Source organism: Phyllobacterium sp. MT110 (assembly GCF_058792715.1).
Genome location: NZ_JBXAFE010000008.1, coordinates 16,280 through 29,326 on the forward strand (window position 1 = coordinate 16,280; position 13,047 = coordinate 29,326).

The 13,047-nt window shown below is 59.2% G+C and carries 12 protein-coding genes and 1 tRNA gene; 9 read left to right on the top strand and 4 right to left on the bottom strand.

Going from position 1 to position 13,047, the window contains the following annotated elements:
- Window positions 1–430 precede the first annotated feature (430 nt).
- Genes dcm through AC1Q5O_RS24820 form a run of 3 tightly spaced genes read left to right on the top strand, consistent with a single transcriptional unit; the run spans window position 431 to window position 3,463 of the window.
- Window positions 431–1,642, top strand: a complete 1,212-nt coding sequence (gene dcm / locus AC1Q5O_RS24810; RefSeq protein ID WP_492566695.1) for a DNA (cytosine-5-)-methyltransferase — start codon at window positions 431–433, stop codon at window positions 1,640–1,642.
- Window positions 1,643–1,697: 55 nt separating this feature from the next.
- Entirely contained in the window at window positions 1,698–3,017 is a 1,320-nt protein-coding gene (locus AC1Q5O_RS24815) for an MvaI/BcnI family restriction endonuclease (RefSeq protein ID WP_492566696.1), read from the top strand.
- Window positions 3,018–3,049: 32 nt separating this feature from the next.
- On the top strand, window positions 3,050–3,463 hold the full coding sequence (locus tag AC1Q5O_RS24820) for a very short patch repair endonuclease (RefSeq protein ID WP_492566698.1): 414 nt from the start codon (window positions 3,050–3,052) through the stop codon (window positions 3,461–3,463).
- Window positions 3,464–3,492: 29 nt separating this feature from the next.
- On the opposite strand, the gene AC1Q5O_RS24825 is transcribed toward AC1Q5O_RS24820, so the two are convergent.
- A tRNA-Thr gene (locus tag AC1Q5O_RS24825) sits at window positions 3,493–3,568 on the bottom strand.
- Window positions 3,569–3,846: 278 nt separating this feature from the next.
- Here AC1Q5O_RS24825 and AC1Q5O_RS24830 point away from each other — a divergent pair.
- From AC1Q5O_RS24830 to AC1Q5O_RS24840, 3 genes are all read left to right on the top strand, one after another.
- Window positions 3,847–4,335 (top strand): (2Fe-2S)-binding protein, encoded by a 489-nt coding sequence (locus AC1Q5O_RS24830; protein ID WP_105736548.1) that lies wholly within the window; start codon window positions 3,847–3,849, stop codon window positions 4,333–4,335.
- An 88-nt stretch (window positions 4,336–4,423) separates the two neighbouring features.
- Window positions 4,424–6,769, top strand: a complete 2,346-nt coding sequence (locus AC1Q5O_RS24835) for a xanthine dehydrogenase family protein molybdopterin-binding subunit (protein ID WP_492566700.1) — start codon at window positions 4,424–4,426, stop codon at window positions 6,767–6,769.
- Window positions 6,770–6,780: 11 nt separating this feature from the next.
- Window positions 6,781–7,581: an FAD binding domain-containing protein gene (locus tag AC1Q5O_RS24840; RefSeq protein WP_492566702.1), complete on the top strand. Its 801-nt coding sequence runs from the start codon at window positions 6,781–6,783 to the stop codon at window positions 7,579–7,581.
- Here AC1Q5O_RS24840 and AC1Q5O_RS24845 read toward each other — a convergent pair.
- A complete protein-coding gene (locus AC1Q5O_RS24845) occupies window positions 7,578–8,147 on the bottom strand; it encodes a helix-turn-helix domain-containing protein (RefSeq protein WP_492566704.1) in 570 nt (189 codons plus the stop codon). The genes AC1Q5O_RS24840 and AC1Q5O_RS24845 overlap by 4 nt on opposite strands.
- A 29-nt stretch (window positions 8,148–8,176) precedes the next feature.
- Between AC1Q5O_RS24845 and AC1Q5O_RS24850 the strand changes: the two genes are divergently transcribed.
- Window positions 8,177–8,695: a GNAT family N-acetyltransferase gene (locus AC1Q5O_RS24850; protein ID WP_492566706.1), complete on the top strand. Its 519-nt coding sequence runs from the start codon at window positions 8,177–8,179 to the stop codon at window positions 8,693–8,695.
- Here the strand turns inward: AC1Q5O_RS24850 and AC1Q5O_RS24855 are convergent.
- Together AC1Q5O_RS24855 and AC1Q5O_RS24860 are read right to left on the bottom strand one after the other, a co-directional pair.
- Window positions 8,692–9,654, bottom strand: a complete 963-nt coding sequence (locus AC1Q5O_RS24855) for an NAD(P)H-dependent flavin oxidoreductase (RefSeq protein ID WP_492566708.1) — start codon at window positions 9,652–9,654, stop codon at window positions 8,692–8,694. The two genes, AC1Q5O_RS24850 and AC1Q5O_RS24855, sit on opposite strands and share 4 nt — an antisense overlap.
- 141 nt (window positions 9,655–9,795) lie before the next feature.
- The gene (locus AC1Q5O_RS24860; protein ID WP_464662664.1) at window positions 9,796–11,136 is read right to left on the bottom strand and encodes an aminotransferase-like domain-containing protein; all 1,341 of its coding nucleotides are present in this window, start codon (window positions 11,134–11,136) and stop codon (window positions 9,796–9,798) included.
- Window positions 11,137–11,240: 104 nt separating this feature from the next.
- Here AC1Q5O_RS24860 and AC1Q5O_RS24865 point away from each other — a divergent pair, with 104 nt between their 5' ends.
- Together AC1Q5O_RS24865 and AC1Q5O_RS24870 are read left to right on the top strand one after the other, a co-directional pair.
- Window positions 11,241–12,236, top strand: a complete 996-nt coding sequence (locus tag AC1Q5O_RS24865; RefSeq protein ID WP_492566710.1) for a substrate-binding domain-containing protein — start codon at window positions 11,241–11,243, stop codon at window positions 12,234–12,236.
- On the top strand, window positions 12,233–13,033 hold the full coding sequence (locus AC1Q5O_RS24870; protein ID WP_492566712.1) for a deaminated glutathione amidase: 801 nt from the start codon (window positions 12,233–12,235) through the stop codon (window positions 13,031–13,033). The genes AC1Q5O_RS24865 and AC1Q5O_RS24870 overlap by 4 nt, the downstream gene beginning before the upstream one ends.
- The last annotated feature ends 14 nt before the right edge of the window (window positions 13,034–13,047 follow it).

Consider the following 13,047-nt stretch of genomic DNA (forward strand, 5'->3'; position numbering starts at 1 on the left):
GCCTTTAAGCCGAAGCTCTGGACATACGCCGAAGCCTCCCCGGCCATAGGGCTGAGGAGGTGTCATTGCGGTCGACACCGACCGCCTAGTAAGAGGATACGAAGCCCCAAGACCGATCCATTTCGACCGGTCTCACCGGGAATCATAGTGGGAAATGGGAGGAGGTGAAAGGGGTGGGGAGGAAATCAGAGTTTCGATACGAGAAGTGCCATAGATATGATGTCTGGATTGTTTGCACCCTGATTGTGTTTCGGCGCAAAGCCGGTATTAGTAAGAGCGTTGCTTATCAATTTTTTTAGAGCATTTTAAATTTGGATTTCATCTTCAACCAGAATTCCTCTGTGTACAGACGTGGATCGGTACGGTCTCATCTTGAGCGGGGGGATAAAATTTGACATTTTGACAGAATCATTCCCGAATCGAGATTGCCATGCACAATGAATTTGCGCTGTTGAAACTTCAGACAGGACTAGACGACAGTCAGCTTTCGGAGCAACTGGGTTACAGCATGCGTCACCTTCATCGATTGGAAAAAGGTGACGTGGTGCCGAGAGCCTCGGTTATTTCGGCTCTCAAAAATCTTGTTCCCCCCACCCAATCTGCTGAAGAACCCACGCCGTTTACATTCATCGATCTCTTTGCCGGGATCGGAGGCCTGCGACGGGCATTTGAAAGCATCGGAGGCCGATGCGTTTTTACGTCAGAATGGGATAAATATGCCCAGCAGACCTACCTGGCCAATTTTCGTGATAATCGCCCGGTCGAAGGCGACATTACAAAAATTGACGAGGGAGAAATACCAGCTCACGATGTGCTTGTAGCCGGATTTCCGTGCCAGCCCTTTTCCATTGCCGGTGTCTCGAAGAAAAATGCACTCGGCCGCAAACATGGTTTCGCTGACGAAACACAGGGAACTCTGTTCTTCGATGTTGCGCGCATAATCAAGCATCACAGGCCTGCGGCCTTTCTACTTGAAAATGTCAAGAATCTTAAAAGCCACGATAAAGGCCGGACATTCAAAATCATTTGTGACGTTCTCAGGGATGAACTGGGTTATCACGTGCATGAGAGAGTCATTGATGCGCGGCACTTTCTGCCGCAGCACAGGCAGCGCATTGTTATTGTGGGTTTCAGGGAAAACGTACCGTTCTCGTGGGATGACCTTGAATTACCGCCGATCGGCGAGAGGGTGATGTCCGATATTCTGCATCCCGAAGATGGAACAGAGAACCCGGAAGGACAATTCACACTGGGAGAAAAAGCCTCCGTCAATGACAAATATACACTAACCAGCAAGCTTTGGCTGTACCTGCAGAATTATGCGAAGAAGCATAAAGCTCAGGGCAATGGTTTCGGTTACGGACTCGTTGGCCCTGATGATACGTGCAGAACTCTCTCTGCACGCTACTACAAGGACGGCTCGGAAATATTGATCAGTCGCGGCGTGGGGAAAAACCCTCGGCGCCTGACGCCGAGGGAATGCGCGCGGCTTATGGGGTATGATGACAGTTTCCGGATACCCGTTTCTGATACTCAGGCCTACAAGCAGTTCGGCAACTCGGTGGCGGTTCCTGTTTTCCGGGCGGTCGCACGTACAATGCTGCCTCATATCCTTTCATTGCTGCCTGTGAGGCAGGACTAGCTACAGTTCCGATTCTTTCCTACGCTTCCCTCGATTCGAAGCTGCGGGGGAGTGAATGGACAGTCTGAAGAAGCTGCTGGCAGCCATGCAGGCCAATGGGGCCGCCAAATTCTATGCCAAGAAACTTTCACCCAACGACAACTCCAAAAATCAGGTCTATCTGGGTGAAGGTTTCAACGCGATCAATCTTCTCCCGTTCGGATCTGTAGAGATCGACGCCAAGCATCGAGCAGGCTCAAAGCGTGATCGCGCAAAGGCTGGTCTGTCCTTCTACTGGGTTGATGAGGCTGGTCTTCATCACGCTCCGGAAGCCAAGCTGATCTTCTACCCTGAGTATCCTGAAGTGCGGATGTCAGGATTTCTGCTGAGAGCACGTCAGGCACCGTCCGCAATCATGACCTGCCGGGATGAAGGGCGCACATTGTTTCTGGGTGTGACGCCGGACGGCAGGATATTCGGTCATGCGGTTTGGCCTGATAGCCCGCTTCGGCGGGAGCTTGACGCGATGGGTAATCCATCCCAAATCGGTGTCTTCATTGAACTAAGTGCGGATGCGACCGCCTCGGGAGATAATCGTGGTCAGCTGCTTGCGGAATTGCTGCGTATTCATCGCAGGTCATGGATTCCGTCTCAACGCCTAAGTGCCAAAGGGCTCATGCCCTATGCCGCCCGCAATGGAGGTGGATATACTCTTGAAGCGGAACTCGGGATTTCTCCGAACGGGTATTCCGAGCCTGATTATCTCGGATGGGAAGTGAAACAGTATGCGGTGAATAATTTCACGGCCTACCTGCCTCAAAATCCGGTAACTCTGATGACACCCGAACCAACTGGGGGTTGCTACAAATCCGATGGTTTTGAATTCTTCATGCGCCGCTTCGGTTATGCGGATAAAAGCGGCAAGGCAGACCGCTTCAATTTCGGCGGTGTGTACAAAGTGGGGTCGCCACCTCATCTTGATACAAAAGTGGAACTGCAGCTGCTTGGCTTCGATAAGGATCGGGGGCTTATAACGGATATTACACAAGGCATTGCTCTCGTAGCGACGGACGGCACCGTTGCGGCTATCTGGCACTATGCAGGATTGCTTGCGCACTGGAATCGTAAGCATGCCAAGACGGTGTATGTGCCGTCATTGAAACGAGAGCCACCCATCGAATATTCCTATGGAAGGTTCGTGGAGTTGTGCGTCGGTACTGATTTTGATCTGTTTATCAAGGCGATTGCTGCAGGAACCGTTTATTTCGATCCTGGTATGAAGCTGGAAAATATGCGTCTTGCGAGACCATTACCCAAAAAACGCAGTCAGTTCCGCGTGCGGCATAATCAGCTCAAGGATCTCTATTCATCGATCGAGAGGATTGAGCTAGGTTAGTTCTGAAGCCGGACAGGAGCCTCCTCCAGCACATGGACAAGATCACACCCGAGCGCCGAAGTGCAAACATGAGCCGCATTCGGGCAAAAAATACCAAGCCCGAAATGACTGTCAGGCGCATCGCATACGGGATGGGTTATCGCTACCGCCTGCACCGCAAGGATCTTCCCGGAAAGCCCGACCTGGTGTTCTCATCGCGCAAGGCGGTCGTCTTTGTACATGGATGCTTCTGGCACAGTCATCCCGACCCGTCATGCAGGAATTCGGTGATTCCAAAAACACGTATGGATTTCTGGGTGCCGAAGCTCGAAAAGAACAAAGAGCGTGATGCGGCAAATGAAGCAGCGCTTGTATCGGACGGATGGCGTGTGCTGACAATCTGGGAATGTGAGCTTAAAGACGAGAACGTGGTTGCTGCACGACTTCGCGATTTTCTTGAAAGCTGAGGCAAGACGCCTCTAAGTCATTGAAGTTGTGGTGCCGCTTCCCGGAATCGAACCGAGGACCCCATCATTACGAATGATGTGCTCTACCAACTGAGCTAAAGCGGCAGGGAAGGGACTTCCCGATCCCTGGACCGGCCATCGGAATGTGCCGGAGGGATGACGCGCCTGATAGCGTTATTGCATGCGGAATGCAAGCCTCGTCATGCCGGCTTTTGGCTGAAACCGCGAAAATCCCTCTACGCACCACCTCTGTCCCGCACAGTACAGCCAGATTGGAATATTTCCATTTTGCCGATAGACAAGCGTGCAGGACAGGTTAAACTTTCGGTTGTGGTCATGCGGCCCAGGGAGGGGCGGTGACCAAGGCGTTCTGGGAGGAACCGATGGCCAAAGTCGAACTGGTGGTCAATGGGCGCGCCGTCAAGGGCGAAGCCGAAGACCGCACGCTGCTTGTGCATTTCCTGCGTGAAAATCTGGGACTGACGGGAACCCATGTGGGGTGCGACACCTCGCAATGCGGCGCCTGCGTCGTGCATGTGGACGGGCGGGCCGTCAAATCCTGCACCATGCTGGCGGTGCAGGCGTCCGGCGCCGAGGTGACAACCATCGAGGGCATTGCCCTCAATGGTGAGTTGCATCCGGTGCAGGCGGCTTTCCGCGAACATCACGGTCTGCAATGCGGTTTCTGCACGCCGGGGATGATCATGTCGTCGGTGGATATGATCCGCCGCCACCCGGAAGGGCTCGACGAGGCGACGGTGCGCGCGGAGCTGGAAGGCAATATCTGCCGCTGTACCGGCTACCACAACATTGTTCAGGCCGTGCTCGACGCATCGGAAAAAATGGGCAAGGGCGCCGTCAAGGCCGCCTGAGAAATCAATTCACGTCGTGCAGTCCGCTTCCGGCCAAACAGACAATTGAGACATTTTGGCGAGGCGCCTGCGACAGGGAGGTAATGTCATGGGTGTCGAAGGCATTGGATCACGCGTTCTGCGCAAGGAGGACAAGCGGTTCCTCACCGGCAAGGGCCGCTATACCGACGATATGGTCGTGCCGGGGATGAAGCACGCGGTCTTCGTGCGCAGCCCGCATGCCCACGCGAAAATCACCGGGATCAGCACGGGCGCGGCACTCAAGATGCCCGGCGTCATCGGGGTGCTCACCGGCAAGGAACTGAAGGCCGACGGCATCGGCAATCTCATCTGCGGCTGGATGATCCAGTCGAAGGACGGCACGCCGATGAAGATGGGCGCCTGGTCGCCGCTCGCCACCGATACGGTGCGCTATGTCGGCGATGCGGTGGCGATCGTCGTCGCCGATACCAAGGGCGAGGCGCGCGATGCCGCCGAGGCGGTGGAAATCGCCTATGAGGAGCTGCCCGTCGTCGTCAGTGCCGTCGAGGCGCTGAAGCCGGGCGCGCCGCAAGTGCACCGGGAAGCGCCGGGCAACCTGATTTTCGACTGGGATATCGGCGATGAAAAGGCGACGGCTGACGCCTTTGCCCGCGCGGCGCATGTGACGACGCTGGATATCGACAACAACCGCCTCGTGCCCAATGCCATGGAGCCGCGCGCGGCGCTCGGCCAGTACGATGCGGCAGAAGATCATTACACCTGCTGGACCACCTCGCAGAATCCGCATGTGGCGCGGCTGGTGATGAGCGCGTTCTACAATGTTGCCCCGGAGAACAAGCTGCGGGTGATCGCGCCGGATGTCGGCGGCGGTTTCGGCTCGAAGATTTTCATCTATCCGGAAGAGATCGTCTGCCTGTGGGCGTCGAAGAAGACGGGCGTTCCGGTCAAGTGGGTGGCGGACCGCACGGAAAGCTTCCTGTGCGATGCGCACGGGCGCGACCACGCCACCCATGCGCAGATCGCCTTTGACAAGGACCACAAAATTCTCGGCCTGAAGGTGGAAACCATCGCCAATCTCGGCGCCTACATGTCGCTGTTTTCGAGTTCCGTGCCGACCTATCTCTACGCGACGCTTCTGTCCGGCCAGTATGACATTCCGGCGATCCACGCCAATGTGAAGACGGTCTACACCAACACGGCGCCGGTCGATGCCTATCGCGGCGCCGGGCGGCCGGAGGCTTCCTATGTGCTGGAACGCATCATGGAGACAGCGGCGCGCGAGCTGAAGATATCGCCGGCGGAATTGCGGCGGCGCAATTTCATCCGCGCCTTCCCGCACCAGACGCCAGTCATCATGGCCTATGATGCCGGGGATTTCGACGCGACGCTCGACGCCAGCATGAAGGCGGCGGACTATGCCGGTTTCGAAAAGCGCCGCACCGAGGCAGCCAGCCGCGGCAAGCTGCGCGGCATCGGCATGAGTTGCTACATCGAGGCCTGCGGCATCGCGCCGTCGGCGGCGGTCGGGGCGCTGGGCGCCGGTGTCGGCCTGTGGGAAAGCGCCGAGGTGCGGGTCAATGCCGTCGGCACCATCGAAATCCTCACCGGATCGCACTCGCACGGGCAGGGGCACGAAACCACGTTCGCCCAGCTGGCGGCGGAGCGTTTCGGCGTACCGCTCGACAGCATTTCCATCGTCCATGGCGACACGGACAAGGTGCAGATGGGCATGGGCACCTATGGCTCGCGCTCCGGTGCGGTCGGCATGTCCGCGGTGGTCAAGGCCATGGACAAGGTCGAGGCCAAGGCCAAGAAGATCGCCGCGCACCTGCTCGAGGCCGACGAGGCGGATATCGAGATCAAGGACGGCAATGTCCGGGTGGCGGGGACGGACAAGTCGCTGCCGTGGTTCCAGGTGGCGCTCGCCTCCTACACCGCGCACAACCTGCCCTCCGGCATGGAGCCGGGGCTGAAGGAAACGGCGTTCTACGACCCGAGTAATTTTACCTTTCCGGCAGGCTGCTACATCTGCGAGGTGGAGATCGATCCGGAAACCGGCACCACCAGGATCGTGCAGTTCGTTGCTGCCGACGATTTCGGCAAGATCATCAATCCGATGATCGTCGAAGGGCAGGTGCATGGCGGCTTGGCGCAGGGCATCGGCCAGGCGCTGCTGGAAGGCACGCATTACGATGAAAGCGGCCAGCTGCTGACGGCGAGCTACATGGACTACACCATGCCCCGCGCGCAGGACCTGCCGTCGTTCAACATCATGACGACGGAAACCCCGTGCCCGTCCAACCCGCTGGGGATCAAGGGCTGCGGCGAGGCTGGCGCCATCGGTTCGCCGCCTGCCGTGATGAATGCCATCACCGATGCCATCCGCAACAACAGCCTGAGCATGCCCGCGACCCCGCAAAAGGTCTGGGCTGCCATTCAGGCGGCGAAATAGGGAGATGTGCCATGTATGAAACCCAGTATCATCGGGCCACTTCGGTCGAGGACGCCGCAAGGCAGATGGGCGCAGCAGAGGACGGCAAATTCCTGTCCGGCGGCATGACCCTCATCCCGACCATGAAGCAGCGGCTGGCGTCACCGAGCCATCTGATCGACCTGCGCCATATTCCCGGTTTGAAAGGCATCACCATCACGGGCAAAACCGTGCGTATCGGCGCGGCGACCACGCATTATGACGTCGCGACCCATGCCGAGCTGGCAAGGCTCTGCCCGGCGATCACGCATCTCGCGGCACATATCGGCGATCCGCAGGTGCGCAACATGGGCACCATTGGCGGCTCGGTCGCCAACAACGATCCGGCGGCCGACTATCCCGCGGCGCTGCTCGCCCTCAATGCAACCGTCATCACCAGCGCGCGCTCGCTTGCCGCCGCGGATTTCTTTGCAGGTCTGTTCGAAACGGCGCTGGAGCCGGACGAGATTGTCACGGCCGTCGAATTCACCGCGCCCGACAGGGCGGCCTACAAAAAGTTCCCGAATCCCGCCTCGCTCTATGCCATGGCCGGCGTGTTCGTTGCCAAGGCTGGCAGCGAGGTGCGGGTTGCGGTGACCGGGGCTGGCGAGAATGGCGTGTTCCGGGCGCAGGCGCTGGAGGCGGCTCTGGCAAAGAGTTTCAGTGCTGCGGCGCTGGACGGCGTTGTGGTTTCCGCCGATGGCCTGATGTCCGATATGCATGCCTCGGCCGATTACCGCGCCAATCTGGTGAAGGTCATGGCCAAGCGCGCCGTGGCGGAGATTGCGGGCTAGGCCTGTCGCAGTACGATCACCGCATAGCGGCAGGGCTCAGCGCTCTCATTGGCGAAGACGCAGTCATGGGGGGCGCCGAGTTCGAGACAATCGCCCTTTTCGAGCCGGTGAAACGTTTCACCCTCGGTAAAGCTCAGCACGCCGCCTAAAATCCAGATCAATTGCCGCTGGAAGGTGTAGGCGGACGCGGGGAGTGCCACCCGCGCCTTTGCCGGCAGGTCGACATGCACCACATCCATGGGCAGGTCGGAGGCAGGCGAGACATGGCGGCGGATATAGCCGGTTTCGGGATCGGTCCACAGCGGCTGGTCCTTGTGGCGCAGCAGCCGTCCTTCCTGCATTTCCGCCCGTGCCATCAGCGTCGACATGCTCAGGCCGAAAGCGCCTGAGAATCGCGCCATCAGCATGGCCGTCGGGCTGCTTTGGCCGCGCTCCACCTTGTTGATCATGGCGCGTGATACGCCGGATTTTTCCGCGAGTTCTGTCAGCGACCAGCCGTGTGCCTCCCGCTCGATCCGGATGCGGGCACCGATTTTTGCATCGACATCGTCTATTTTATGAGACATAGTGAAACTATAGTAGACGATTGAAAAGGATGCAAGTTGTGATCGTGCGTGCGGCCAGTGAGGCGGATCTTCCAGCCATTCTCGAGATTTACAACGATGCGGTGCTGAACACCACGGCGATCTGGAACGAAACGCAGGTCGATCTGGCCAACCGCAAGGCGTGGCTCAGCGAGCGGCAGTCAAAGGGATTTCCGGTGCTGGTCAGCGTCGATGATGACGGTGGTGTCACCGGCTATGCCTCCTTCGGCGACTGGCGTGCTTTCGATGGCTATCGTCACACGGTCGAGCATTCCGTCTATGTGCACAAGGCGGCGCGCGGCGGCGGGATCGGCAAGGCATTGATGCTGGCGCTGATCGGCAAAGCCCGCGAGCTTGGCAAGCACGCCATGGTTGCCGGTATCGAGTCCGGCAACGCGGTGTCCATCCGCCTGCACGAAAAACTGGGCTTTCAGGCGGTGGGCCATCTGCCGGAAGTTGGAACCAAATTCGGCAAATGGCTTGACCTGACATTCATGCAGATCACTTTGGACAAGGCTCCACCGCGTTAGGCGGCGCAGAGTTTTGCCTTCGCCTCGTGGTATTCGCGTTCCAGCCGCGCAACATATTCTGCGGCGCCGGTTACTTCCTTGATCGCGCCGATACCCTGGCCGCAACCCCAGATGTCTTTCCAGGCCTTGGCGCCGGTGGTTGCCGCTTCGAAATCCATCTTTGAGGGGTCGGCTTCCGGCAGGTGATCGGGATCCATGCCAGACTTGGTGATGGACGGCTTGAGATAGTTGCCGTGAATGCCGGTGAAATAGTTGGAATAGACAATGTCGGACGAGACGGAATCAACGATCATCTGCTTGTAGGCGTCGACTGCCCGCGCTTCCTTGGTCGCAATGAAAGGCGAGCCGATATAGGCAAGGTCCGCACCCATGGCCTGTGCTGCCAGGACGGCCTTGCCCGTGGCGATGGCGCCGGACAGAAGCAGCGGCCCGTCAAACCATTCGCGGATTTCCTGGATGAGCGCGAAGGGCGACAATGGTCCGGCGTGCCCGCCTGCACCGGCGGCAACCGCGATCAGCCCGTCCGCACCCTTGCGGATGGCTGAGTTGGCATGGCGGTTGTTGATGATGTCGTGCAGCACGATCCCGCCATAGGAGTGGATGGCAGCGTTGACTTCCGGTACGGCGCCGAGAGAGGAGATAACGATCGGCACCTTGTATTTCACGCACATGGAAAGGTCATGTTCGAGCCGCTTGTTGGAGCGGTGCACGATCTGGTTGACCGCAAACGGTGCTGCCGGGCGGTCTGGGTTTTTGGCGTCGTGGTCGCGCAGGCCTTCGGTGATTTCGGCCAGCCATTCGTCGAGCTGGGCCTCGGGCCGTGCGTTCAGGGCAGGGAAGGAGCCGACAACGCCGGCCTTGCATTGCGCCAGCACGAGGGCCGGATGCGAAATGATGAACAGCGGCGCGCCGACAACGGGAATGCGCAGCTTTTTCGTCAGGATTTCGGGCAATGCCATGTGTTTCCTCCCATGGAATAAATTTTGACGTTTCCGTAAACGTAACTCTTTTTATCAGACCGCGTGCCGTGATCAAGCGAAAGGTTGGCGCGGTTGCCTGCGCCTGATCAAAGGCGTGTGAGCGTGGGCGATGCGTTGATCTCAGTAAAGATGATCCGGGTGCCTCACCGCAAGGGCGATCGCATCGGCCACCTCGTCTTCCCTGTCCCGCAAGATGCTGGTGGCCACGCGGATATGCGGCGACGGGTTCACGACATACTTGCGGCCGATGCCCACCGCGATTCCGCGTGCCGCGAGGGTCACGAGGGCAAATTGTTCCGAAGCCACGGGAACCCAGAGGCTGAACCCTTCGCCGCCGGAAAGATGAACGCCGCGCTCGCGCAGTGCCTGCATCAACCCCTCGCGCCTCTCCCGATAGATACCTCTTGCCCTCTGTAAGCTCAGCTGTGTTGCCGCGTCCTTGATCAGGAAAGCCACGGCTGATTGCAGCACCCGGCTGGTCCAGCCTGCACTGAAGCTGCGGTAGGACTGGATCTGTTCGACGATGCGCGTCGAACTCGACAGGACTGCCAGCCGCAGATCGGGGCCGAGGGATTTCGAATAGGAAACGATATGAATGACCCGGTCCGGAAACCGGTCCCCGAGGCTGATCGGTGGCAGGGACGAGATATCGCCGACACCGTCATCCTCGATGATGAGCGCGTCGCTGTCGGCAAGGGCATCGCCCAGCGCGGCAAGCCGTTCCCGGCTGACACCCCGTCCGGTCACCGCGTGGGTGCGTGGCTGAAAAAGGAAAGCAGCCGGCTTGCGTTTGAGGGCCTCCATCAAAGCATCGGGCAGCGGGCCGTTGTCATCGCACGCCACCGGCAGGATGTGCGCGCCGAGATCCTCGAGGATGTCGAGAAGCCTGAGGGCTGTCGGCTCCTCGATCGCCACGAACGATCCCGGCATGACGAGCGCATGCAGAAGGGCGTAGACGGCGTTATAGCCGCCATTGGTCGCAAGAAACGCCTCCGGCCTGCAGGGCCAGTTCGGCTCCACCGCCGCCTGCAACTCGGGCAGTATCGGGACGCGCTGGTAACTGTTCAGCGCTTCCGCTGTCGCGCCATGTTTCAAGGCTTCTTCAAGAGGCGGAAGCACATCCACGTCAGGCGATGCGATGGCAAGGTTGAGCACGCCATCGCCGTAATCGCCTGAACTCGCCAGCCGCAGGGGTTTCGGCGCAATGCGGTCGCCGCTGACCCATGTGCCGTTGCGCCCGCGCCCGGTGATGATCTTCTGCCGCCGCAACTCGCTCCAGGCCTCGGAAACTGTCGCCGGACTGATGCCGAGGGTGTAGGCAAGATCGCGGATGGCGGGCAGTTTGGTGCCGACGGGAATGGCGCCGGCGCGGATCAGTGCGCTGGTCTCGATGGCGATGCCGCGCATCGTCCGGTCACGTAACTTCTCTGCAAACCACTGAACTGAGGCCAATTCGCTCATATCTGTCCCTCTTTTAAATGTTCAGTAACGTAATAGTATTTGATCAGTCAATAATGAACATTTAGCTTCCCGCACGAAAACCGAAATTGCAACGAGGAAATGTCTTGCGTATCACTGTTCGATTGGCTGTTCGCGATTGGGATTATTATACGCCGCTGGCGTTGGGTGACGTCACCTCCGAGAGGCTTGATGTCAAAGTTGATCGCGTCGGCACGCTGATCGGCAATGTCGCCGCCGATCCGCATCACGATGCCGCTGAAATGTCCTTCAGCCGTTATGCGTCAGCGCGCGCCAATGGCGAAACCGATGTCCTTGGCGTTCCCAACTTTGTCATGCGCGGCTTTCGCCATCGCTGCATCATCACGGCCAGGAACAGCCCGGTGACCCGGCTGGAACATCTGGCGGGCAAGAAGATCGGCGTGACCGGCTGGCGCGATTCCGGCAATACCTGGACCCGTGCGGCGCTTTCCCATGCCGGCGTCGGTATCGAGGACGCATTCTGGTATGCCGGCCGCCTGACCGAGGCCCATCCCATCACCGACAGGCTCGACGGTTTTGGCCGCCCCGGCCGCATCGAAGCGGTGCCGGGCGAGCGGCCGATGATGCAGCTGCTGGAAACCGGCGAGCTTGACGCCGTGTTCACCCCATTCATGCCGGAAGGCTTTTTTAGCCCAGCTTCCAAATTCCGCCATGTGCTGACGGATTTCCGGGCAGAGGAACTCGCCTATTTCCACGAGGTTGGCTACGTTCCCGGCATGCATCTTCTGGGCCTGAAAACATCCTTTGTCGCCGAGCATCCCTGGCTGCCGGATGAGCTCAGCAACCTGCTGGATGAATCCCAGCGGGTCTGGCTGGAGAAGCGGCGCAAATATGCCGATACCACGCCATGGATCATTGATGAGCTTGGCCACGTCGCCCGGGATTTGCCGGCCCACTGGAACGACAGCGGGTTTGCCGTCAACGAACGGATGATCGCCGATTTTGCCGAACAACTGCACCTGCAAGGATTGACACCGATGCTGCTCTCGCCCGCTGACCTTTTCCCGCATCACAGCGGCCAGACTTCCGGCTCCACCAGCCGCACGGGAGTGCCGGCATGAGGGTGGCGCTGGGTCAATTTGTCGTCAGCAAGGTTTGGCAGGAAAATGCCGACATCTGCACGAAGCTGATGCGCGATGCGCATGCGGGCGGTGCCGATCTCCTGGTTCTGCCGGAAGGCATCCTTGCCCGTGACATCACCGATCCGGATATCGTGCTGAAGACAGCGCAGCCGCTGGATGGCCCGTTCATGACGCAATTACTGGCCGAAAGCCGCAACAGCGACATGACCGTGATGATGTGCGTGCACGTTCCGACCGGCGGTCAGCGCGTCTTCAACAATCTGGTGACCATCCGCGGCGGCGAAATCGTCGCGCAATATCTGAAGCTTCATCTTTATGACGCTTTTGCCGCCAAGGAATCCACCAATGTACAGCCGGGCGGCGAGATTCCCGGTCTTATCGAAATTGCAGGGCTCAAGCTTGGCCTCATGACCTGTTACGACCTGCGCTTTCCGGAACTGGCGCGCCGCCATGCGGTGGATGGCGCGGATGTGCTCATCCTTCCCGCCGCATGGGTCAAGGGCCCCGGCAAGGAGGCGCATTGGGAGGTGCTGGTGACGGCGCGGGCGCTGGAAAACACCTGCTACATCGTTGCCGTGGGCGAGTGCGGCGAGCGCAATATCGGTGCCAGCATGGTGGTGGACCCGCTCGGAGTGGCCGTCGTGCGGGCAGGGGAAGGCCCAGCGCTGATCTTCGCCGACATCGATCCCAAGCGCATCAGTCATGCGCGTGCGGTCCTGCCGGTTCTCGCCAACCGCCGTTTTGCCCGGCCCGAACTGGCCGATACGACTGCCTGAACGCAATAGGTTTT

What these genes read in the sequence shown, in the direction of transcription:
- dcm (WP_492566695.1), top strand. Translation starts at nt 431, where the DNA reads ATGCACAATGAATTTGCGCTGTTGAAACTTCAGACAGGACTAGACGAC.
- AC1Q5O_RS24815 (WP_492566696.1), top strand. Translation starts at nt 1,698, where the DNA reads ATGGACAGTCTGAAGAAGCTGCTGGCAGCCATGCAGGCCAATGGGGCC.
- AC1Q5O_RS24820 (WP_492566698.1), top strand. Translation starts at nt 3,050, where the DNA reads ATGGACAAGATCACACCCGAGCGCCGAAGTGCAAACATGAGCCGCATT.
- AC1Q5O_RS24830 (WP_105736548.1), top strand. Translation starts at nt 3,847, where the DNA reads ATGGCCAAAGTCGAACTGGTGGTCAATGGGCGCGCCGTCAAGGGCGAA.
- AC1Q5O_RS24835 (WP_492566700.1), top strand. Translation starts at nt 4,424, where the DNA reads ATGGGTGTCGAAGGCATTGGATCACGCGTTCTGCGCAAGGAGGACAAG.
- AC1Q5O_RS24840 (WP_492566702.1), top strand. Translation starts at nt 6,781, where the DNA reads ATGTATGAAACCCAGTATCATCGGGCCACTTCGGTCGAGGACGCCGCA.
- AC1Q5O_RS24845 (WP_492566704.1), bottom strand. Translation starts at nt 8,147, where the DNA reads ATGTCTCATAAAATAGACGATGTCGATGCAAAAATCGGTGCCCGCATC.
- AC1Q5O_RS24850 (WP_492566706.1), top strand. Translation starts at nt 8,177, where the DNA reads ATGCAAGTTGTGATCGTGCGTGCGGCCAGTGAGGCGGATCTTCCAGCC.
- AC1Q5O_RS24855 (WP_492566708.1), bottom strand. Translation starts at nt 9,654, where the DNA reads ATGGCATTGCCCGAAATCCTGACGAAAAAGCTGCGCATTCCCGTTGTC.
- AC1Q5O_RS24860 (WP_464662664.1), bottom strand. Translation starts at nt 11,136, where the DNA reads ATGAGCGAATTGGCCTCAGTTCAGTGGTTTGCAGAGAAGTTACGTGAC.
- AC1Q5O_RS24870 (WP_492566712.1), top strand. Translation starts at nt 12,233, where the DNA reads ATGAGGGTGGCGCTGGGTCAATTTGTCGTCAGCAAGGTTTGGCAGGAA.